Consider the following 21423-nt stretch of genomic DNA (forward strand, 5'->3'; position numbering starts at 1 on the left):
CAACCGCACCCTTGGCCACCGCAGCGCACCGCACGCCGTTCGGCCTTTTCGATTGGCTGTTGCCGCAAAATTAAGTCAACGCCACAACTACCACACTCCTACTTTTCGCGCCCTTTCGCGTCTTTCGCGGTTAAATCTCCTCCCCCACTGCGTCTCCGCGTCTCCGCGGTAACAGCGGTTCCAACCCCGGGGCTTCTGAGGCGACTGACTTCGTGTATACTTTCACGAAGTCTTCGTTCCGGCAGCTTTCGCCACCCAATTCCCCGCGATTTTCCCGCCGATGGCCACTCAGCTCGACGATCCTCGGATCATTGAATTCGACGTCCGGACCGACGAAATGTTGGTCAACATGGGTCCCCAGCACCCCAGCACCCACGGCGTGCTCCGGCTCGTCCTCAGGACTGACGGGGAAGTGGTTTCCGAGGTCACGCCGCACATCGGCTACCTGCATCGCTGCGCGGAAAAGATCGGCGAGAACCTCACGCCGCGTCAGTGGATTCCGTACACCGACCGGATGGACTACCTGGCCGGCATGAACATGAATCTCGGCTGGGCGCTGACCGTCGAAAAGCTCATGAAGATGGACCTGCCGGACAAGGCCCATCACCTCCGCGTGATCATCTGCGAATTGAATCGGATTGCCAGCCACCTGGTCGGCATGGGCACCTACGGCCTGGACCTCGGCACGTTCAGCCCCTTCTTGTACGCCTTCCGGGAGCGCGAAAAGATCCTCGACCTGTTCGAGATGGCCTGCGGCGCTCGGCTGACTTACAGCTACCTCACCATCGGCGGCGCCACGCACGATTTGCCGAGCGGCTGGCTTAAGCAGTGCGAAAAGTTCCTCGACGAGTTCGTGCCGATCATCGCCGAATACCACGCCTTGCTGACGACGAACGCGATTTTCGTCCGCCGCGCGGCCGGCATCGGCATCATCTCTGCGGAACAGGCCATCGACTACGGCTGCACCGGCCCGGTGCTGCGCGGCTCGGGCGTCGACCAAGACCTCCGTCGCGACGGCGAAGTCTGGTACACGCGGATGTACGACGGCTACGCCTTCGAAGTGATCGTCGAGAAGAACGGCCATTACCCGAAGGATCACGAATACCCGGCGGTACCGCAAAGCGCTGTGCTGGGCGATTGCTGGCACCGCTTCTACGTACGGATGTTGGAAGTCATGCAGTCGGTCGACCTGGTGCGCCAGGCCATCGACCGCTACAGCATGGCGAAAGGCTCCCACGGCGAGCCGATCAAGCTGGCAGAAAAGCTCCCCAAGGGGGAAGCCTATCTCGAAACCGAAGCCCCCAAAGGCCAGATGGGCTTCTACATCGTCAGCGAAGGGGGCTCCATCCCCTGGCGCGTCCGCGCCCGCAGCAGCTCCTTCAGCAACCTCTGCATCACCTCGGAAGTCTGCCGCGGCTGCCTGATCGCGGATATCCCAGCGATCGTCGGCTCGCTGGACGTGGTGATGGGGGAGATTGATCGGTAGGGGGGTAGGCCCGTCTATGCCGATCTCGTCATTGCGATATCGGTGGACTCTATTGCCCCGTTTAGGCTGCTATAATTTGGGGTAAGACGCACCTTGGTTCCCAGCGGGAGTTAGGCTTCGATGCCCCACACTTTCACCATCCAGGTCAGCGACGCGGCCAAGGCCGCCATCGACGAGGCGGCGAGCCTAACTGGGCTATCTCCGTCAGATTTTGCTGCTTCCGCGGTAGTCTCGGCGGCTAAAAACGCGATTCGGGAATGGAGTGTTACCGAACTAAGTCCGCGCGATTTTAAGTCGCTAACGGAAATGCTCGACGACGAATCAGCAGAGCCGAACAGGGCACTTCAAGAGGCAGCCGCCATTTTCAAGCAAGGGAATAGCTAGCCGTGGCTGAACTGCGCATCGTGAGGCTGGCTTCGCAACATGACCGCAGCAGCTTCGACTGCGGGCATCCATTCCTAGACAACTGGCTAAAGCGTAACGCGGGTCAATTTGACCGTCGCGATCTGGCCAGGACGTTTGTTGCCACCTGGGAGGACGAGGTTCGCGTTCTTGGTTACTACTCGATGTCGAACCATCACGTCACGCGCGCACAAATGTCCGATGATGAATCGCGTGGCCTGCCAAACATCGACATTCCCATGTTGTTACTTGGTAGGCTCGCCGTCGATCGGGTGGCGCAAGGTCAAGGGCTTGGCAAACGATTGCTGCTTGACGCATTGTCACGTTCGCGCCGTATTGCTGATGAGATTGGCATACGCGGCCTCGAAGTACACGCCATCGACGATCGAGCCGCTGACTTCTATCGACATTATGGGTTTCGTTCGTTCCAGGACGATGATCGGCACTTATTCATTGCAATAAGTGCGATCAGAAAACTTAATCTGTAATTCTGGATTGCCAGTTTGTCATCTGCTGAATCACTTCCCCGGCAATCCCTCCACAAACCGCAAACTCCGGCTCACCCATTCGCGCAACTGCTCCGCCGTCTCCAGCCCCTCCGGCTCCACCATGACCCAGCCGCGCATCGGGCGGCCGGTGATGTCAAATTCGCGGACGTGGGGTTCTTCCAAGGCCGCCGCGTAGGCGTCCGGGCCCACGCGGGTCATCAGGCAATCCTTCCAGACGGCGACGCACAAATTCCCCGCCAGCAGAAACCCGAGACCGCCGAACAATTTCTTTTCGACGAGGTCGTGCCGCTCCCGAAACACGGCGCGGAGGCGTTCGGCGAGTTCTTCGTCGTAGGACATGGATTGAATTGGCGGGCTTGACGTGGATTCTGTCAATAAGCCTTCAGTTCAGCGACGTCGGAACCGCCCGCCACGGGTCATTGCGAGCACGGCCCGCCCTACGGGGTTTCCGTTTATTCCGTGGACAACTACCCCTCGCCTTCCCATTCGTATCATTTCGCGTCTTTCGCGGTCAAATCCACCCTCCCAGGCCCAGCTTTGTAACATTCCGGCCCGGTCTCCGCTTAGCAGGGAGTCCTGGAAACAAACCGCACCACCCGAACCCCTGATAAGCTGCCGGAGATGACCATGAAACCGCTTTGGAAAACCCGCACTGGATTGTCGATCGTTGTGTTGGAAATCGTCCTGGGCCTGACGGCCAGCTCCGCGTTTGCCTGCGGCGGGATCGGAATCGGCGTCAGCGTGGGGGGCCGTGGCGGCTCGCATAGCCGCTCGTATCCCCAGAAGCGGGTGCATGTCCACCGCCAAACGTCGGTCATGCCGGTCGTCGCGAAGGTCGCTCCGCCAGCCCTGCCGACGGTGATTCGCCCGGCGAGCCTGGTCACGCCCCAACCGGCCCCGCAGCCGCAGGTGCAGTTCCCGTTGGAACTGGTCGACGTCCGCCTCGTGGACCTGGGGAACGCGTCGGCCGGCGTCGGCCCGCGGTTTCGCCTGGTGTTGAAGAATGTGACGCCCGCCACGCTCAGCCAGCCTTTCGAGGTGGTGCTGACGGCCGGGATCAGCCGCGATTTCTCCCCCGCCCTGCCGACCGGCGTCGAGACCGTCGCCGAAATCGCCGCTGGGGCTGTCCTGCCGGTCGACGTGCGGTTGCCGGTGGACGCAATGACGATGAACTACCCGGGCCGCCCCGAACCGGCTCCGTTCAGCACGGTGTTCGTGATGGTGAACGGCCCTAAGAACGCGGCCGGCGCCTCGAGCGTGACAACGATGGCGGTGCTGGACTTGGCCGACGTGCGCTTGGTCGATATGTCGATCGCCGCTTCGAATGCCGCCGCGGAAGTCGGCACGCCGGTCGCTCTGCCGGGTGAAGGCTTTGGTTTGCAAGCCGGTAAGGTGACCTTCAACGTCGCCGGATTGAAGCTGGACGCAGAGTTGCTCGATTGGTCCGAGAATGGAATCACGGTCCGCATGCCGCAACTGGCTTTGACTTCGCCGACGCCGGTGCAGTTGTTGGTGACGCGTGCCGACGGCCAGGCCGCGACGCCCTTGACGCTGACCGCGGTGCTGCCGGTGGCCGCGCCGAGCAATGACGAAGTACCGTTCCCGACCAGCCCGCTGTTGCCGGAAGCTCCGGAAGCCGAAGCGACCGGCGAAGAAGCCCAAGCGTCGGTCGACACGGAAACGGAAGCGTCGCCGAGCCTGGCCTTCGGCGGCCTCGGCCTGCCGGAACTGCCGGTGCTGAGCGGCTCGGGTGGTGCGGAGTAAGTGCGAGGTCCGAAGAGATTGTTGAATTAACAAGCCGCCGGATTCGCAAACGCGAGTCCGGCGGCTTTACGGTTTTCAGCCCCAAAGTGCAAGTTCGTTCTCAGCCCCGAAGGGGCGACAGATAATAGCCAGCGGTGCAAACCGCTGGAACAATCGCGCAAGAAATCGACGGAGCCCCAACGGGGCGACACCTGGAATCATCGTCGATTCGTGTCGCCCCGTTGGGGCTCAATTGATCTGTGGCATCCGCATCTTCACCCCTGGCTATTGCCTGCCGCCCCTTCGGGGCTATTTACTCTCAACGTTTTGCGATTCCTAAGCAAAACCACTTCAATCCACATACGCCAACTCATTAAGGTTGAGCAGCACGTGGCAGAGGGACGCCCAGGCGGCGTCGTTGGGCGAAGGTTGATCGGCGAAGCGGGCGCGTTGGGATTCGACGTGCTGCAATGACGCGGTAAGTTCCGATGCCGTCGGTTCGCGCCCCAGTGCGATTCGCCACGCAGCGGCAACCAGCTCTTCGGGCGATTGCGCCGCGTTGACGACGCGACGCGCCAATGCCTGGCTGCATTCGTGAACAAAGGGATCGTTCAAGAGTGCGAGCGCCTGCGGGGCGACGATCGTGACGTCACGACGGCCGCACGAGAGCGTGGTATCGCTGAAATCAAACGTGGTGAGCAACGGCGTGAGCAAACTGCGCTGCGCAAAGATGTACAGACTGCGGCGTCGCTGTTCTTCCGGCGGTGAAGCGACGTAGGCGGCGCCTTTGCGAGAAAGTCCTAAGAGCGCCTCCGGGCTCATCGTGGGGCGAAAGCTTGGTCCGCCGCGGCGCGGGTCGAGGTCGCCGCTCACGGCCAGCAACGTGTCGCGGAGCGCTTCGGCGTCGAGTCGGCGGCGTTCGGCGCGCCACCAGAACTTGTTGCCCGAGTCGTGCGTGTTGTATTCATCGGCCTGCGGATGCAGCGAGCCCTGGCGATACGTGTTCGACGTGAGCATCAGGCGATGTATCGACTTCAACTGCCAGCCGTTCGCCATCAGCTCATTCGCGAGCCAATCGAGCAACTCCGGATGCGTCGGCCGATCGCCCGTGAAGCCGAAGTTGTTGGGCGAACGAACCAGGCCAGCCCCGAAATGCTCCTGCCAAAGGCGATTGACGATCACGCGCGCGGTGAGCGGATTCTCGCGCGAGGCAATCCACTGCGCAAGCTGCAATCGACGGCCAGAGGTCTTCGCGCCTTCCGACGGCGCAATGAATTCACCGGAGTGCGCCGCGAACGAAGGCGCCGCGGGTCGTGCTACATCAAGCGGCTGATGGCGATCGCCGTTTTTCAACAAGTGCAGCGGCGTTGGTGCGGCGGTGAGATCGGTCCAGGCCAGCACTTCCTTGTCACCGATTTCGTCATCCGACGGTCCGCCGAGGAGCGCCGCGTCGCGCGGCTCGATCGGCCCCGCCCAGAAGGCGGCGGCGAAACGGTAGTAGTCGACTTGCGGAATCGGATCGAACTTGTGATCGTGGCACCGGGCGCATTTAGCCGTGATACCGAGAAAGGCCGAGGAAGTGACGTCGACCAGGTCTTCCAGTCGCTCATATTTGTAATCCTGCGGATCATTCGGCTCGTCGTTCCACGTGCCGAGTCGCAACATGCCGGTGGCGATCAACGAGCGCAACGATCGATCCGGCAACTCGTCGCCGGCGATTTGTTCGACGATAAAGCGATCGTACGGCAAGTCTTCGTTGATGGCGTCGACGACCCAGTCGCGGTATTTCCACGCGAAGGGCTTTTCCTGATCGCGCTCGTAGCCGCTCGTGTCGGCGTAGCGCACGACGTCCAGCCAATGCCGCGCCCAGCGCTCGCCGAATTCTGGCCGGGCCAGCAACGCATCGACAAGGCGTTCATACGCGTCCGGCGCAGGGTCCGCCACAAACGCTTCGATCGCCTCGAACGTCGGCGGCAAGCCGATCACGTCATAGTACAGCCGGCGAATCAACGTCCGGCGATCCGCCAACGGTGCGGGTTGAAATTCTTCCTGATCCAAACGCGCGAGAATGAACGCGTCGATTGGATTCACCTTCCGTGCCGCATCGACCGCGGGAACGTCGACTTGTCGCACAGGTTGCAATGACCAGAAGTCGCGCCCGGCGCGGATGTCCGTGGTCCGCTCGTAAGGATCCAATACGCGGCCGTCCGGCCACACTGCGCCGGCCGCCACCCAATTGCGAAGCACTTCGATTTCCGCATCCGGCAGGCGTTGCGAGCGCCCTTTTTTCTCAGGCGGCATTTCGCCAGAGGTGACGCGTTCCACAAGCAAACTGGCCGCGGCGTCGCCGGAAGCAATTGCCGCGCCACTGTCGCCGCCCTGCGACAGATGCGGACCGTCGGTTAATACGAGACCGCCGGCCGCCGTGCGTTCGCCGTGACATTCCAGGCAGCGACGAATGAGCACCGACGCCACGTCGCGTTCGAAATCAACTTCGCCGGCCCGCGCGGCCGCCGGTAGGATCAGCGCCACCGCCAAAGTCCGCCACCGCCAGTTTCCAAACATGTTTCCGCCCCAGAGTTCGCAGCATGTCGGCGGCGTTCATTCTAACTGCCGGCCATCGAATTGCACCCTGGCCGGGTGGGTCGCCTGATTGACCTTGTTCCGCGGGCTATGGTAGCTTCACAGCAGCGGGTGTACGGTCGAATAGGAGCGGCGCTGGTCGCGTTAAAGGTATACCCAGGCGGACTTTGAAGGACGTTTCTGTGAAGCATGCGGCAATCGGCCCGATCGCCCTGCATTTCCCCGCTCGGGTCGAAACCAACGACGAGTTGGCCGCGGCGTTTCCCAAATGGGACATGGAGCGGATCTTCGAGAAGACGGGGATCCGGCAGCGGTACGTCGCGGAGCCCGAGGAATGCGCGTCGGATCTCGCGGTCGCCGCCGCGGAGAAGTTGCTGCATGCGCATGAGATCGATCGCCAGTCGATCGACTACCTGTTGCTTTGCACGCAGACGCCGGACTATCCGCTGCCGACCACGGCGTGCCTGCTGCAACATCGTTTGAAGTTGCCGAACACGACCGGCGCGCTCGACTTCAACCTGGGCTGCTCCGGATTCGTGTATGGGCTCTCGATGGCGCAGGGCTTGATCGCGTCGGGGCAAGCGCAGCGCGTGCTGCTGATTACAGCGGAGACGTACTCGAAGTACATCGACGACGAAGATCGTTCGCTAAGGACGATTTTTTCCGACGCGGCGGCCGCCACGCTAATTGAAGCGTCGTCGACGCCGTCGCTGGGACCATTCACGTTTGGCACCGATGGCGCTGAGGCCGACACGTTGATGGTCAATCAAGGGGGCGCTCGGCAGGTGCAGCATGCGCTCAAACCGCGCAAGCGTCATCGCTGGGCCAGCCAACTTTTTATGGACGGCCCGAGCCTCGTGACGGCCACGCTGGAACGCGTGCCGCCGATGATCGATGCCCTATTGGCGAAGGCGGGACTCGCGCAGACCGACATCGATTACTTCCTGATGCACCAGGCCACATTGCTGATGCTCGATCGGTTGCGGGCGCAATTGCAAGTCGGTGAAGATCGTCTGCCGACAGTGATCGAACAGTTCGGCAACACGGTCTCCTCGACAATTCCGATCGTGATTCACGATCTCCGCCGCCGCGGGTTGCTGCGGCCGGGCACGCGTTCGATGTTGGTCGGCTTCGGTGTCGGCTTCTCCTGGTCGGGAACGATCTGGACGGAGACCTGGCCGGGGGCGTGACACTTCGTCGTTTTCGCTTAGCGACGGCGCGCTGCTTTAAGCCCAGGGAAGGCCACCGAAGTCGTAGTTGATGGTTCGTCTTCGAGGGCTTTCCCTGGGCTTGGACGGCGCGAACAGAACAATCACGCGGATAGCTTCGCCACGCGCACCGCACAAGCCTTGTACGCTGGCTGATGCGAATAAGGATCGAACACCGCGTCCGTCAGCCGGTTCGTCGCCTCGTAGTGCATCGGCAAAAATAACTGCCCTGGCCGCACCGCGGGCGTCAAGAAAGCGCGAGCTTGCAGTTGCCCGCGTTGCGAAGCGACTTCGATCAGCTCATCCGGACGAATGCCAAGTTCCTGGGCATCAGCGGGATTGATCTCCACATAGATTTCGGCGGGATAGAGTTTGCGCAGCACCGCCGACTTGCTGGTGCGCGTTTGCGTGTGCCATTGCGAGACGGACCCGCGGCCGGTCAGCAAGATCATCGGAAACTCGGCGCTGGTCGGCTCCGGCAACGGCCGCGGCACCTCGCAGACGAACTTCGCGCGGCCGTTGTGTCGGTAGTAGCGACCGTCCGTAAACAATCCTCGCTCCTGGCGCTGATTACCCGCGTCCGAAGCGTAAGGCCATTGAATGCCGCCGTGGGCGTCGAGTTGTTCGTAGCTCTCGATGCCGGTGATATCACACGGCTGTCCGGCGCTCAGTCGCGCCAGGATACGGAACACCGCTTCCGGCGAATCCCAAGCGCGAAACATCTCGCCGCAGCCCCAATAGCGGGCGATCGCCTGAAAGATACGAAAATCCGTCAGCGCTTCCCCCGGCGCGCGGGAGACTTTGCGGATCACTCCGATGCGCCGCTCGGAGTTGATCAGCGTGCCATCCTTTTCGCCCCAAGCGGCCGCAGGCAGCACGAGGTCAGCGTATTGCGCCGTCTCGGTCGAGTGATACATATCCTGCACGACAAGAAAATCGAGCCGGTCCAGCACGTCGCGGAGCATCGATTGATTGATCCACGAATGCGCCGGGTTGGTGCCGATGTTCCAGAGGCCGCGAATCTCGCCGCGCAGGATGCCTTCAATGATCAGGTGATACGGCCTGCCCAACTCGTGTGGAATCACGGCCTCGTCAATGCCGAGAATACCGGCAACCTTGGCGCGATGTTCGGGATTCGCGAAATCGTGGCCGCCGAGCAAGTTTGTCGTGTTGCTAAACAGCCGCGAGCCCATCGCGTTGCATTGGCCAGTGACGGAATTCGCGCCGGTTCCGGGCCGGCCGATGTTACCCGTCATCAAAGTCAGGTTGATGATCGCTTGCGCAGTGCGGACTGCCTGGTGGCTTTGATTAACGCCCATCGTCCACCAGAACGAGACCCGCGCGCCGGCGTGAATCGTCCGCGCGAGCCGCTCGATCGACTCGGCCGGCAGTTGCGTTTCCGCCGCCACGGCTTCCAGCGTGTAAGGTTCGACGAAGCGCGCGAAATCGTCGAAGCCTTCGGTGTGCGCGGCAATGTACTTCCCGTCGATCCACCCGCGCTCGATCAACAGTCGCGCCAGACCGTAAAGCAGGGCCAAGTCGGATTTCGGATAGAGCGGCAAGTGTTGCGTGGCGGCCATCGCTGTCTCGGTCGTGCGCGGATCGATGACCACGATCTCCGGCCGATACGGATTGCGCATCACCCGCTGCCAGAGAATCGGGTGCGCGAGGCAGAGATTGCTGCCGACGAGCACGATCACGTCCGATTGCTCGAAATCGGCATACGTATACGGAGGCGCATCGAAGCCAAACGATTCCTTGTAGGCCGTGGCGGCGGTCGCCATGCATTGCCGCGTGTTGCTATCACAGTGCCGGATGCCCATGCCAAACTTGGCAAGCGCGCCGAGGAACGCCATCTCTTCGGTGGCGATCTGTCCGCTGCTGAGAAAGGCGATCGACTCAGGGCCATGCTCCGCCTGAATGCCCTTCATCCGCGCGACGAAGGTTTGCAGAGCCTCATCCCACGACACCGCGCGCTGCGCGCCGCCGCGTTCGCGCAGCAGCGGCGTCACCGCGCGGTCCGGCGCGTCCAGCACCGCGAGCGCTTCCCAGCCTTTCGGACAAGCCATGCCAAGATTAACCGGATAGCCCGACGCCGGCGTCAACGCAACGGGTTCGTCGTCTTGAAGATGGACATTCAAACAACAACCGGTGGAGCAGAAACCGCAGACGGTGCGCGCGACGGCCTCGGCGGTTGACTTAGCGGGCGCGAGTCCCAAGCCGAACTTGCCGGGAGCGAGCAGCAACTCCTCGGTCAACGGTCCGTGGCGATCGACCAGCGGTGGAATTAACGCAGTGAATTTCGCTAGCGCGCCGGACATTAGCGCAACCCTCCGGGCATGCGCGGCGAGGCGCAGGTGGTGAAAAAGAGCGATCGTTCTAGCAACTCGCCACTCAGGCAGGCGACGAATAACACGCCGGTGATCGCGAGGAATGGCGCGGAGACGCCGGCCGTATCGAGTGCGTCGAGGTGTTGCAGCAAGATTGCCGGCAGCAACACTCCTCCCAGCAAGCCGGTGGCGAAGCGCGCGAGCGTGGTGCGCGGCAGCTCACGAGCCATTAGGATCGCGGAACGCCGCATCGCGGTCATGCGTCGGTCCAGCAAATGGCGAAAGGCGGCCGCTTCCCAGAACAGCTTCGCCCCAGAGATCGCCAGCATGGCCCAGCAGAGTTGCGCTCCATGCAACGCGACGAAGCGAGACGACTCCGCAGAGGATTGCAGCACCGTCGACAGCAACAAGCTGAGCCACATCGCCGCGATGCCCAACACCGCGGCCGTGCCGACGAACTTGGCGATCACGCGCGGGAAGTTCCAGCATTCACGCTTTGTGAAAACATAGATCATCGCAGAACAGTAGACGCCGAGCAGGCCGCTCGCGGCGACGCTCCAGCCGAGCCATTGGGCAAAGCGTGGATCGGCATCGGGGAAAAACACGAGCAGCGCCGCGTACAGAATCGCCAACTTGGCGAACACGCCGAAGGCCACGATTTCGCGGCTAAGCCAGGCATGTTTGAGTCCCAAGACAGCGCGGAACGCCAGCCACGGTCGCCCAAGATGTAGCGTGCTCGCACCGAGAGCGAGCAATCCGAATGCCAACGAGTTAATCGCGTGCGTCTGCCGCAACGGCGCGTGATCGCTAAGGAAGGTGTCCAAAATCATGCCGACGCAAAACCCGCCGACGGAAAGTTGCGTGAGCACCAGCATCACCGCCAACGGCCAATGTGCGTGTTGCGTGCTGACGCGGAAATAATCCGCCGGCAGCAGATTTCGCGGAAAAGCGCGCTTAGTCTTGTAAGTGGTCGTCGGATACGTCATCTGCGGATCAGGGGCCGCCGGCAAGAACTGCGCCGCCTCGGCATCGTCGATGACTTGCCGCGCGTCGACGACGCGAATGGCGATCGCCTGGTGCGGGCAAGCCTGTACACAGGCCGGGGCTTCGCCGACAGCCAATCGCGACGAACACATATCGCACTTGCGGACGATGCCTTTCGCGCGATGATATTTCGGCACGTCATAAGGACAGGCCAGCGTGCAGTACTGGCAACCGAAGCATTGATCGTCGAGATGCTTGACGATGCCGGTGGCGGGATCCTTTTCGTAAGCATTCACCGGACAGGCAGTCAGGCAGGCCGGTTCCAGACAATGGTGGCAGGCCGCGGTGACATGCTGCATCACAGGCAACGACTTGGAACCGCCGACCAAGAGGCCGACGTCGCGCCAAGTTTCCTGCTCGTCCAAACCATTCAGCGTGTGGCAAGCGGTCACGCAGGCCTTGCAGCCCGAGCAGCGATCCAGATCGACTTCAAAGGCATACTGCTGACCAGGACCCGGCGGCGATGCCGGCAACAACGCGCGATAGCTCGAAACCCGCGCCGCGCCGGCATGATCGTCGTGGTAGCGCGCGAAGGTTTCAACAGCGGTCGGCGCTTGCTGCTCTTCGAGCAACCGGCCGAGGAACGACGCCGCATCGAGGAATTGCGCGGAATCCGGCTCGGCAGGCGTTGAGCCCAATTCCTCGACAACATCGGTCAGCAATGTCATACGCGAGCACTCGCCAAGTTTACGAACTCGCCCCGGCCAAGACTGCGGTCGCGTGGCCGTTGGACTCGCAGAGCGTCGCCAGCTTGCAGCCGACGTGCGTCGCCAGCGTGACGTCCAGCGAGTCGGGCGGCGGCAGTTCAAGGTACACGGCGTCGTCTTCCACCTTCACCGGGAACGTACTGACGCGATATTCCTCGCCTTGCAAGGAGCGGCCGTCTTGCAGCGAATACGTCTTTTTGTGCAATGGGCAGGCTACCTTCGGTTCGCCGGCCGCGTCGCCGAGGATGCCGCGCGAGAGCACAAACGCCTTCTTGTGCGGGCACATGTTCTGACAGGCATACCATTCGCCGCGGCCGTCGAAGCGGAAGACGGCGATTTGCGTTTGTCCGTACTTGATCGTGCTGCCGCCGTCGAGCGGAAAGTCGTCCACGCTGCCGACGCGGACCCAGCGTGGCGCTTCGGCCTGCTCTTCGCGATGCGTCGCAAGCGTGCGACCGTCCAGCATGCGGAATTGCTCCAAGGCAATCGTTTCGCTTGGCCAATCCGCCGGCCGCGACTGACCGCGTTCGGAAACGAACTCGATGCAGGACTCCTCTTCTTCGGTGTTGACGAACTGCCGGAACCAGCGGCGCTTCTCTGGGTTGCGCACCACGGCGGCCCATTCGCATTGATAGCTATCGACGAGCCGCTGCATCATCGCTTCGAGTTCGACGCAGATGTTCAATTTGTCATGCACGACGACGTCGCGGATGTGGTCGAGGCTCCCTTCGAGTTTCTCGCACCAGACGGACGTCCGGGTGAGACGATCGGCCGTCATGATGTAGTACATCAAGAAGCGATCGATATAGCGCAGGGCCGTGGCTTCGTCGATATCGGCGGCCAACAGCTCCGCATGGCGCGGCTTGGAACCGCCGTTGCCGCAGACGTAGAGGTTGTAACCTTGCTCCGTGGCGATCAGGCCGACGTCCTTGCTTTGTGCCTCGGCGCATTCGCGAATGCAGCCGGAGACCGCCATCTTGATTTTGTGCGGCGCGCGGATGCCCTTGTAACGATTCTCGACGTGAATGGCGAAGGCGACAGAATCCTGCACTCCATAACGACACCAAGTGGTGCCGACGCAGCTTTTCACCGTGCGCAGCGCCTTGCCATAGGCGTGGCCGCTTTCGAAACCAGCGTCGACCAGTTTTTCCCAGATTTCCGGCAAGTCCTGCACGCGCGCGCCGAACAGATCGATGCGCTGGCCGCCGGTGATCTTGGTATAGAGCTTGTATTCCTTGCCGATGTCGGCCAACACGCCGAGCTTTTCCGGCGTGATTTCGCCGCCCGGCACGCGCGGGACAATCGAGTACAGTCCGCCGCGCTGCATGTTGGCGAGAAAGCGATCGTTCGTGTCTTGCAGTGTTTGATGCGCCGGCTCGAGGATGTCCTCGTTCCAAAGGCTGGCCAGAATCGACGCCACGGCCGGCTTGCAGATCTCGCAGCCGGCGCCGCGTCCGCAATGCTCGATCGTGTTGGCAAAGGTGCGCAGTTCTTTGGCCTTGATGATGGCGAACAGCTCGGTCCGCGAGTACGAAAAATGCTCGCAGAGATGTTGCACGACCGCCTTGCCGGCGCGCTTCATCTCGGCCTGGAACAAATCCGTCACGAGCCCCAGGCAACCGCCGCAGCCGGTGCCGGCCTTGGTGCAGGATTTCACCGCCGCGACGGAATCGAGCCCTTGCTCGCGAATCGCCTGGCAGATCGCCCCCTTCGAGACATTGTTGCAGGAACAAATCTGCGCCGAGTCCGGCAGGACGTCGCCGCCAGCCGCAGCGCCACCGCCCGAAGAGCCGACGAGCAGCTCCAACGGCGGGCAGGGCAACACGTCAGTCGATTTGAAATGCGCCACCAGCCGGCCATAGTCGCTGGCGTCGCCAACGAGAATTCCCCCCAACAGCCGCGTGCCGTCGTGCGAAAAGAGCAGCTTTTTGTAAACGCCGGCAAAGGGATCTTCGAACACCGCGGGCGTGGCCTTGTCCGCCGGCGCGTCGTTCGCGCCAAAGCTGGCCACGTCGACACCGAGCAATTTCAGCTTGGCGGAGAGGTCCGCGCCTTGGAAAGTTCGCGTTGCGCCCGTCAAATTCGCGGCGACGATTTCCGCCATCTCGTAGCCGGGGGCGACGAGGCCGTACACCATGCCGGCATGCAAGGCGCACTCGCCGATGGCGAACATGCGCGGATCGGACGTGGCCAGTTGATCGTCGACCATGATCCCGCCGCGCTCGCCAACGTCGATGCCGGTCTCGCGCGCCAGATCGTCGCGCGGGCGAATTCCCGCGGAAACGATGATCATATCGATATCGAGCATCGCGCCGTCGCCGAACTCGATGCGTTCGACGCGGCCCTCGCCCTGGATCGACTTGGTCGCTTTGCCCAGATGGACTTGCACGCCAAGTTCTTCAATCTTGCGCACGAGAATGCGCGAGCCGGTGTCATCGACCTGGCGCGGCATCAGACGCGGCGCGAATTCGACGATGTGCGTTTCCAGGCCGAGATCGTACGCGGCCTTCGCCGCTTCAAGTCCCAACAAGCCGCCGCCGAGCACCGCACAGCGTTTTGAATGGCCTGCATATTCGATGATGTGTTGCAGGTCTTCGATCGTGCGATAGACGAAGACGCCGCGCTGCTTGATGCCCGGCACGGGCGGCACGAACGGGTAAGAACCCGTGGCCAGGATGATGCGATCGTAGCGGATCTCCGCGCCTCGTTCCGATCGGACGATGCGATGCTTGCGATCGATCGCGCACGCGCGATCGCCCAAATGGATTTCGACGCCGTGCTCGGCGTACCAGTCCTGACGGGCGAGCATCAACTTCTCCGCGTCGCGATGCGCGAAGAAGGACGTCAGCCCGACGCGATCATAAGCGGCGCGAGGCTCCTCGCAAAACGTGACGAGCCGGTAGCGCTGTTCCGTATCGAATTCAATCAGCCGTTCGCAGAACCGCTGCCCGACCATGCCGTTGCCGATGACAACGATTTGTTCGGTCGCGGTCGGTTCGCAATTCAGGGCAATCATGCGGCCTGTTCCAGGGAGTCGCTCGCCACCCGTGCTCGACGAACGCACCCCGCTGGCTGGCGACGAAATTCGTGCCTGCGAAGTGCGCCGCCAAACACACGCTAGTCTCCCTTGGCAACGCATGTGCCATGTCCAGAAAGTCGGTCGCTTTTTCGGCAAGGCGAAGCAAAACACGCATTTGGCAAGCATTCGTCTACGAGACTCTGCATGGCCATCGCGCAGAATTTGCACAGGCGTTAAGCAAGCGGCGCGCGACGGATGACGGTCAAGACAGGTACAACGTAGAAAACCACCCGAAATTGGGGCGAACCACCCGGATCGGTGTGCTTTGGAACGTAATTTTCTTCTACACTAGCGCACGAAGCATCGCGTTGCGCGATACCGAAGTCGGCGGAGCTTGAGATCGTACGCGTTGAGACCATGGCCGAATCGTTACTGCCCCACACCGCTGATCGCCTAGTCCGCCGCCTGAGCGTCCGTTATCTGTTGGTGTTAGTGGCCGTGGCGGCTTTGGTTGGGCTGGACCAAATCGTCGTGCAGCCATTGCTGCAACATCTCGGCGAGTTCGCCCCCGTCATCAACGTAGCCGGCCGCCAGCGGATGCTGAGCCAGAAGTTGACGAAGGCGTCCCTGGCGTACCAGGCGGCGCCCACGCCTGAGGAGCGTGAACGACGTCGCGTCGAGCTCCGTTCGACCTTGGACCAATGGGTGGCGGGGCATCGCGCGTTGCTGGAAGGGGACGTGGCGATCGGCATCGCGCGGATTCACACTCCCGAGATCGACGAACAATGGCACGCCTTGCAGCCGCATTGGCAGGCCATGCGCGACGCCGCTCGAAGCCTGGCAGAATTGCCTGCGACCGATGCCGTTGGCGACACTGCCCGGCTCGTCGCGATCGTGCTGGAACATGAGCGCCGTTACCTGCCGACGATGGATGGCATCGTCAAACTCTTGGAACAAGCCGCGGCGCGGCAGGTCACGCGCCTCCGCCTCTGTGCCCTGTCAATCGACTCGGCCGTGATCCTCTTGTTGCTTGGCTTAGGCAGTTTCGTGGTGCGGCCGGCGACGCGAGCGATTGGCTCGCAGGTGGAACAACTTGAGGCGCGGGTGGCGCTCCGCACCGAAGAGCTCGACCAAGCGAACATGGCGTTACGGCGCGAAATCGCCGAACGCGAACGGGCCGAGGCCAGCCAGCAACACTTGGCGGCGCAGCTCGCGCATGCCTCCCGAATCACGACCATGGGCCACCTCACGGCCGGCTTGGCGCATGAGCTGAATCAACCGTTAGCAGCGATCGCCAACTTCGCCGAGGCCAGCGACGTCTTGCTCGACCAAACCAATGTGGACGAAACCCGGTTGCGAGAGCACGCGAGGCAGATTCAGCAGGCCGCGCTACGGGCAGGCCAAATCGTTCGCGGCATGCGCAACTTCGTTCAACCGCAACGCGGCTCGCGGAATCCGCTCGACCTGAACGCACTCGTCCGCGAAGTCATCGAGTTCTGCCGCCCAGAGATGCTGCGGCGTCAGGTGGAGTGCGAATCGACGTTGACGTCCGCTCCGCTGGTCGTGGCCGCCGATCGCATTCAAGTCCAGCAAGTGCTGGTGAACTTACTACAGAACGCCATGGACGCGCTCGATGCTTCGCCGGTCGCGGAGCGGCGGATCGAGGTCCGCACCTCGGAGGCCGACGGCTTCGCCCAGGTCGACGTCGTCGACAACGGACCGGGCGTGGCAGCCGAGCTCGTCGACGCGATGTTCCAACCGTTCCACACGACCAAAACGAACGGTCTGGGGATTGGGCTATCGATTTCACGCTCGATCGTCGAGCAGCATTTGGGACGGATTTGGGCTACCTCGTCGGTGGGCGCGGGGGCCAAGTTTTGTTTTTCGCTACCTTGTTTCCATGAATATGAGCATCCGCGAACCGAAACAGCCGACAGTCTTTGTCGTTGACGACGACCGTCAAATGCGCGAGTCGCTGACGGCGCTGCTGTCCGCGCTCGGGTTTCCCGTGCGCACCTTCGCCAGCGGCGCCGAGTTTCGCGCTGACTATGATCGCGATACGCCAGGCTGCCTGCTGCTGGACATTCGCATGCCGGAAGAGGACGGCCTCAAGACCTATGAGCGGATGATCTGCGACGGCCAGCGGCTACCAGTAATCTTCATCACCGCGCATGCCGACGTCACGACCGCGGTGGCCGCCATGAAGACTGGCGCGATCGAGTTCCTGGAAAAGCCGTTCGATCGCCTATCGCTACTGGAACTCGTCGGCAAAGCGATTGAACTGGATGCGCAATGGCGCCGCCGCGACGATGAATTCACGAGCCTGAATGACCGGATTAACCGCCTCAACAGCCGCGAGCGTGAGACGCTAGCGCTGATCCTGGCCGGGGAATCGAACAAGATCATCGCCTCGCACTTGTTCCTTAGCCAACGGGCCGTCGAAATGCGCCGCGCCTCGATCATGCGCAAGCTCGGCGTCGAAAGCCTGGCGGAACTGCTCGACTTGGCCCTGACGCACCGCATCCTCTCGGAAATCCGCACCGCGGAATTGCACCCGCAGTTGAGGTAGCGAATCGCCTAGGCGATTTCCGCGCTCGGTCACCACGGAGAATGACAGCGGATTTAACCGCGAAAAACGCGAATTGACGCGAAGGGATGCGGCGGAGAAATGAACCATGGCACTGCGTTTCTCCCGCCAACCTTTCGTGTGTTTCGCGGTTAAATCCTCTGGTTCGCGCGGTGAATCCGTGGCACGTGCGTCGTTACTTCTTCGTCTCTTTCCCCTCGAACTTGAGTGCTGCGGAGTTGATGCAGTAGCGCAGTCCCGTGGGGCGCGGGCCGTCGTCGAAGACGTGGCCGAGGTGCGAGTCGCAGGCAGCACAGCGTGCTTCGGTGCGAACCATCCCGTGGCTGCGATCGGTGTTCGTCGCGACGTTCGCGTCGCTCACCGGTTTGAAGTAGCTCGGCCAGCCGCTGCCGGAATCGAATTTCGTTTCGGAATCGAACAGCGGCGTCCCGCAGGCCACGCAGCTGTAAACGCCGTCCTCGTGGTGATCCCAGTATTCGCCGGTGAACGCGCGTTCGGTGCCGTGATTGCGCGTAATGCTGTACTGCTCCGGCGTGAGCACTTTTCGCCACTCTTCATCGCTGCGACCCATGGCGCCGGACTTGGATTCTGATTCGGACATCGGCCGTTCCTCCTGATTGGTTTCGTCACGATTTGGATGCCGCGGACGCCGGCGCGGATTCGCGACGTTCATCCTAATTATTGCCTCTGCCAGGCGACTCTGCTAGAACGGACGGTTCGATCACCCCGGTCGTCTTGGGGAGGCGCCTTTGTGCTCACATTCAGCAATCCCGGCGGTCGCTTAGGTCGACGCGAATTCCTGCGCATCGGCGCGCTTTCGCTGCCAGGGCTGACCTTGGCCAACCAACTGGCCGTGGCGGCGGGCGCCGCGCGCGATGTCGCGCACGATCGCTCGGTGATTCTGCTTTTCTTGCAGGGCGGGCCGAGTCAGATCGAGACGTTCGATCCGAAAATGACCGCGCCGAGCGGCATTTGCAGCGCCACCGGCGAAGTCGCCACGAGGATACCGGGCGTTACTTTCGGCGGCTCGTTTCCGCGTTTGGCCGGATTGGCGGATCGCGTGTCGGTAGTCCGCTCGTTCCGCACCGGCGACGGTAACCACGATATCAAACCCGTCGTGGGGCGCGCCACGGCCGGCGCGAATCTTGGTTCCTTTTATTCGCGCGTCGTCGGCGTCAATCATCCGGGGAGCGGCATCCCGTCGAATATCGCGCTGTTCCCTCGCGCGGTCGATCCATCGACACGTCCGGCCGAGGAAGGTTTTGGCAAGTTCGATGCCACGGGCGCGCTGGGGCGCGGGTATGCGCCTTTCATCCCTGGCGCGGGTGGAAGTTTGCAACAAGATATGCAGCTTACGTTGCCGCGAGATCGGCTCGACGATCGCCGCGCGTTGTTGGCCGAACTCGACCGCGTCAAACGCCGGCTCGACGGCGGCGACGCGAACGCACTCGATCGCTATCACGAGCAGGCCTACAACATTCTCGTGGGCGGCGTGGCCGAGGCCTTCGATCTGTCGCACGAGGATCCCGCGGTCGTCGCGCGTTATGACACGGCGCCGTTGGTGTCACCCGACGCCATCAGCCGGAAGTGGAATAACCACCCGCTCTATGCGGACAACGCCAAGACGCTCGGCAAGCTGCTGTTGCTGGCGCGCAGGTTGTGCGAATCCGGCTGCGGGTTCGTCACCGTGACGACGAACTTCGTCTGGGATATGCACGCCGACGTCAACAACGCCGGCGTCGCGGAAGGGATGGAGTATTGCGGACGTCCGCTCGATCATGCGCTGAGCGCCTTCGTGGAGGATGTCGCCGCGCGTGGATTGAGCGAGAAGATCCTGCTCGTCGCCGTGGGCGAAATGGGGCGCTCGCCGCGCATCAACAATCAAGGAGGGCGAGATCACTGGGGCAACCTCGCGCCGCTCCTGTTCGCGGGGGGCGGACTGAACATGGGGCAAGTCGTCGGCCAATCCACGCGCGACGCAGGCGAACCACTGAGCCGGCCCTATCAAATCGAACATCTCGTCGCCACGGTGCTGGACCGGCTGTTCGACGTGCCCCAACTGCGGCTCGTGCCGGGCCTGCCCAACGAGATCATCCAGGCCGCAAGCGGCGAGTTGATTACCGAACTGGTCTGATAGCGATGACTACATCGTCTCCTTTCGCGGAGCGGAAGGAGACTTTGTCGCCGATCTCAGTTTACTCGCACGACGACGCGGCCAATGACTTCGCCGCGCAGATTAAGTTCCGCCGCGTAGCCGACTTCATCGAGTTCGACCACGTTCGCCAATTGATCCAACATTGCCGGTCGCCAGTCGTCGGCCATGTGCTTCCAGAGGGCGGGTCGATTCTCCGTCGGGCATTCCGCGGAATCGATGCCGGCCAGCGTCACGCCACGGAGGATGAAGGGGAACACGCTCAGCGGAACCTCCGAGCCGGCCAGCATCCCGCAACAGGTGACGCAGCCGCGCCGCTGCGTGGCGCGAATGATATTTGCCAACGGCGCGCCGCCGATCGTGTCGATCGCGCCTGCCCAACGCGCCGCGAGCAATGGTTTCTTGCCGTCGTCCATGAGGGCCGCGCGCGGAAGAATTTCGGCGGCGCCGAGTTCTTTGAGAATCGGCTCCGCCTCCGGCTTGCCACTCACGGCGACGACGCGGTAACCCAGCCGCGCCAACATCCCGATCGCCAGGCAACCGACGCCGCCGGTGGCTCCGGTGACGACGACCTCGCCTTTGTCCGGGGTCACATCGTGGCGTTGCAGCAGGTCCACGCCTTGCGCAGCGGTGAACCCGGCGGTCCCGTAGGTCATTGCCTGCTTCGTGGACAGTTCCTGGGGGAGCGGAATCACCCAGTCGGCCGGAACACGAATTTGCTCGGACCAGCCGCCCCAGCGCTCGGAGCCGAGTTGGTAACCGGTCACCAAAACCTGCTGCCCAGCGGCGAACTTATCGGAACTCGATTCCAATACGGTTCCCGCCGCGTCGATGCCGGGGATATGCGGGAAGTTACGTACGACGCCGGGGTGACCGGTCGCCGCGAGTGCGTCTTTGTAATTGAGCGACGAATATTCGACGGCGATCGTCACGTCCCCCGGCGGCAATTCACTGGGGTCCCGCTCGGCGATGCCGCTGGCAATCGCGCCCGAGGCGTCTCGTTCCACCCAATAGCATCGCATGGCAGCCATTCCGCTCGTGTAACAGGTCGTCGTCGAATGCATCCAAATCCTACAGATCGAGGGCCGAGAGCGGAATCACGGGGAGCACGCCCCGCGTTGACCACGGTCGGCCGGGTCCGATAAAATCCAGCAACAACGCGACCGAGCTACTCACCCCGACGATTGGGGGTGAAAACGGCGTGCATTCATCGGAAAGGGGATGTCCTGTGGCAGGCAATGTATTGGAAATCACCGAAGCCAACTTCGATTCCGAGGTCTTGAAGTCCAAGGAACCGGTCCTGGTCGACTTCTGGGCCCCCTGGTGCGGACCTTGCCGCCAGATCGCCCCCGTCGTCGAGCAACTGGCCGCCGAGTACCAGGGCGCCGTTAAAGTGGGCAAGATTAATGTCGACGACGCCCAAAAGCTGGCCGGCAACTATGGGGTCAACAGCATTCCCACGCTGATGATCTTCAAGGGAGGCCAGGTCATCGAACAATTTGTCGGCCTGCAAGGCAAGCCAAAGCTGCAGGCCGCGCTGGACGCCGCCAAGGGCTGAGCGACCGGGCGGGTCGCGGCGTGTACAGTTGACGCGATCAAAGATTTCGAGGCCCGCCGTTTTCCCGGCGGGCCTGCTTTTTAATTTGGCGAGAT

At 62.3% G+C, this 21423-nt stretch carries 17 protein-coding genes; 10 read left to right on the forward strand and 7 right to left on the reverse strand.

What is annotated here, in order from left to right:
- Positions 1-280 precede the first annotated feature (280 nt).
- The 3 genes from SGJ19_24010 to SGJ19_24020 all read left to right on the forward strand — a co-directional run bounded on the left by SGJ19_24010 (position 281) and on the right by SGJ19_24020 (position 2376).
- Entirely contained in the window at positions 281-1486 is a 1206-nt protein-coding gene (locus SGJ19_24010; GenBank protein MDZ4783324.1) for an NADH-quinone oxidoreductase subunit D, read from the forward strand.
- 120 nt (positions 1487-1606) lie between these two features.
- The gene (locus tag SGJ19_24015) at positions 1607-1870 is read left to right on the forward strand and encodes a DUF1778 domain-containing protein (protein ID MDZ4783325.1); all 264 of its coding nucleotides are present in this window, start codon (positions 1607-1609) and stop codon (positions 1868-1870) included.
- 2 nt (positions 1871-1872) lie between these two features.
- The gene (locus SGJ19_24020; GenBank protein MDZ4783326.1) at positions 1873-2376 is read left to right on the forward strand and encodes a GNAT family N-acetyltransferase; all 504 of its coding nucleotides are present in this window, start codon (positions 1873-1875) and stop codon (positions 2374-2376) included.
- Positions 2377-2406: 30 nt separating this feature from the next.
- On the opposite strand, the gene SGJ19_24025 is transcribed toward SGJ19_24020, so the two are convergent.
- Positions 2407-2736 carry a TfoX/Sxy family protein gene (locus SGJ19_24025; GenBank protein MDZ4783327.1) on the reverse strand — a complete coding sequence of 110 codons (330 nt, stop codon included), beginning with the start codon at positions 2734-2736 and terminating at the stop codon, positions 2407-2409.
- Positions 2737-3024: 288 nt separating this feature from the next.
- On the opposite strand from SGJ19_24025, the gene SGJ19_24030 reads away from it, so the two are divergent.
- The gene (locus SGJ19_24030) at positions 3025-4161 is read left to right on the forward strand and encodes a hypothetical protein (protein ID MDZ4783328.1); all 1137 of its coding nucleotides are present in this window, start codon (positions 3025-3027) and stop codon (positions 4159-4161) included.
- A 330-nt stretch (positions 4162-4491) separates the two neighbouring features.
- On the opposite strand, the gene SGJ19_24035 is transcribed toward SGJ19_24030, so the two are convergent.
- On the reverse strand, positions 4492-6705 hold the full coding sequence (locus SGJ19_24035; protein ID MDZ4783329.1) for a PSD1 and planctomycete cytochrome C domain-containing protein: 2214 nt from the start codon (positions 6703-6705) through the stop codon (positions 4492-4494).
- A 200-nt stretch (positions 6706-6905) separates the two neighbouring features.
- Here SGJ19_24035 and SGJ19_24040 point away from each other — a divergent pair, with 200 nt between their 5' ends.
- Complete coding sequence (locus tag SGJ19_24040) at positions 6906-7913, forward strand: ketoacyl-ACP synthase III (protein MDZ4783330.1); 1008 nt, start codon at positions 6906-6908, stop codon at positions 7911-7913.
- 122 nt (positions 7914-8035) lie between these two features.
- Here the strand turns inward: SGJ19_24040 and SGJ19_24045 are convergent, their stop codons facing one another.
- Genes SGJ19_24045 through nirB form a run of 3 tightly spaced genes read right to left on the reverse strand, consistent with a single transcriptional unit; the run spans position 8036 to position 15028 of the window.
- Positions 8036-10252 carry a nitrate reductase gene (locus tag SGJ19_24045; GenBank protein MDZ4783331.1) on the reverse strand — a complete coding sequence of 739 codons (2217 nt, stop codon included), beginning with the start codon at positions 10250-10252 and terminating at the stop codon, positions 8036-8038.
- Positions 10252-11973: a DmsC/YnfH family molybdoenzyme membrane anchor subunit gene (locus SGJ19_24050; GenBank protein ID MDZ4783332.1), complete on the reverse strand. Its 1722-nt coding sequence runs from the start codon at positions 11971-11973 to the stop codon at positions 10252-10254. The genes SGJ19_24045 and SGJ19_24050 overlap by 1 nt, the downstream gene beginning before the upstream one ends.
- Positions 11974-11992: 19 nt before the next feature.
- Positions 11993-15028, reverse strand: a complete 3036-nt coding sequence (gene nirB / locus SGJ19_24055; GenBank protein ID MDZ4783333.1) for a nitrite reductase large subunit NirB — start codon at positions 15026-15028, stop codon at positions 11993-11995.
- A 128-nt stretch (positions 15029-15156) separates the two neighbouring features.
- Here nirB and SGJ19_24060 point away from each other — a divergent pair, with 128 nt between their 5' ends.
- Genes SGJ19_24060 through SGJ19_24070 form a run of 3 tightly spaced genes read left to right on the forward strand, consistent with a single transcriptional unit; the run spans position 15157 to position 17600 of the window.
- Complete coding sequence (locus SGJ19_24060) at positions 15157-15429, forward strand: hypothetical protein (protein MDZ4783334.1); 273 nt, start codon at positions 15157-15159, stop codon at positions 15427-15429.
- Positions 15430-15448: 19 nt separating this feature from the next.
- Positions 15449-16981: an ATP-binding protein gene (locus SGJ19_24065; GenBank protein MDZ4783335.1), complete on the forward strand. Its 1533-nt coding sequence runs from the start codon at positions 15449-15451 to the stop codon at positions 16979-16981.
- On the forward strand, positions 16932-17600 hold the full coding sequence (locus tag SGJ19_24070) for a response regulator (GenBank protein MDZ4783336.1): 669 nt from the start codon (positions 16932-16934) through the stop codon (positions 17598-17600). The genes SGJ19_24065 and SGJ19_24070 overlap by 50 nt, the downstream gene beginning before the upstream one ends.
- Positions 17601-17793: 193 nt before the next feature.
- On the opposite strand, the gene msrB is transcribed toward SGJ19_24070, so the two are convergent.
- On the reverse strand, positions 17794-18219 hold the full coding sequence (msrB, locus tag SGJ19_24075) for a peptide-methionine (R)-S-oxide reductase MsrB (protein ID MDZ4783337.1): 426 nt from the start codon (positions 18217-18219) through the stop codon (positions 17794-17796).
- Between the two features lie 150 nt (positions 18220-18369).
- Between msrB and SGJ19_24080 the strand changes: the two genes are divergently transcribed.
- The gene (locus tag SGJ19_24080; GenBank protein MDZ4783338.1) at positions 18370-19752 is read left to right on the forward strand and encodes a DUF1501 domain-containing protein; all 1383 of its coding nucleotides are present in this window, start codon (positions 18370-18372) and stop codon (positions 19750-19752) included.
- A gap of 56 nt (positions 19753-19808) precedes the next feature.
- Here the strand turns inward: SGJ19_24080 and SGJ19_24085 are convergent, their stop codons facing one another.
- Positions 19809-20792, reverse strand: coding sequence for an oxidoreductase (locus SGJ19_24085; GenBank protein MDZ4783339.1), 984 nt, complete (start codon positions 20790-20792; stop codon positions 19809-19811).
- A gap of 206 nt (positions 20793-20998) precedes the next feature.
- Here SGJ19_24085 and trxA point away from each other — a divergent pair, with 206 nt between their 5' ends.
- Positions 20999-21328 carry a thioredoxin gene (gene trxA / locus SGJ19_24090; protein ID MDZ4783340.1) on the forward strand — a complete coding sequence of 110 codons (330 nt, stop codon included), beginning with the start codon at positions 20999-21001 and terminating at the stop codon, positions 21326-21328.
- The last annotated feature ends 95 nt before the right edge of the window (positions 21329-21423 follow it).

The sequence above is a fragment of the Planctomycetia bacterium genome, from assembly GCA_034440135.1.
In the GTDB taxonomy this organism is placed as follows: domain Bacteria; phylum Planctomycetota; class Planctomycetia; order Pirellulales; family JALHLM01; genus JALHLM01.

Coding starts and splice junctions, on each gene's coding strand:
- SGJ19_24010 (MDZ4783324.1), top strand. CDS start 281: ATGGCCACTCAGCTCGACGATCCTCGGATCATTGAATTCGACGTCCGG.
- SGJ19_24015 (MDZ4783325.1), top strand. CDS start 1,607: ATGCCCCACACTTTCACCATCCAGGTCAGCGACGCGGCCAAGGCCGCC.
- SGJ19_24025 (MDZ4783327.1), bottom strand. CDS start 2,736: ATGTCCTACGACGAAGAACTCGCCGAACGCCTCCGCGCCGTGTTTCGG.
- SGJ19_24030 (MDZ4783328.1), top strand. CDS start 3,025: ATGAAACCGCTTTGGAAAACCCGCACTGGATTGTCGATCGTTGTGTTG.
- SGJ19_24035 (MDZ4783329.1), bottom strand. CDS start 6,705: ATGTTTGGAAACTGGCGGTGGCGGACTTTGGCGGTGGCGCTGATCCTA.
- SGJ19_24045 (MDZ4783331.1), bottom strand. CDS start 10,252: ATGTCCGGCGCGCTAGCGAAATTCACTGCGTTAATTCCACCGCTGGTC.
- SGJ19_24050 (MDZ4783332.1), bottom strand. CDS start 11,973: ATGACATTGCTGACCGATGTTGTCGAGGAATTGGGCTCAACGCCTGCC.
- nirB (MDZ4783333.1), bottom strand. CDS start 15,028: ATGATTGCCCTGAATTGCGAACCGACCGCGACCGAACAAATCGTTGTC.
- SGJ19_24060 (MDZ4783334.1), top strand. CDS start 15,157: ATGTCCAGAAAGTCGGTCGCTTTTTCGGCAAGGCGAAGCAAAACACGC.
- SGJ19_24065 (MDZ4783335.1), top strand. CDS start 15,449: ATGGCCGAATCGTTACTGCCCCACACCGCTGATCGCCTAGTCCGCCGC.
- SGJ19_24070 (MDZ4783336.1), top strand. CDS start 16,932: ATGAATATGAGCATCCGCGAACCGAAACAGCCGACAGTCTTTGTCGTT.
- msrB (MDZ4783337.1), bottom strand. CDS start 18,219: ATGTCCGAATCAGAATCCAAGTCCGGCGCCATGGGTCGCAGCGATGAA.
- SGJ19_24085 (MDZ4783339.1), bottom strand. CDS start 20,792: ATGCGATGCTATTGGGTGGAACGAGACGCCTCGGGCGCGATTGCCAGC.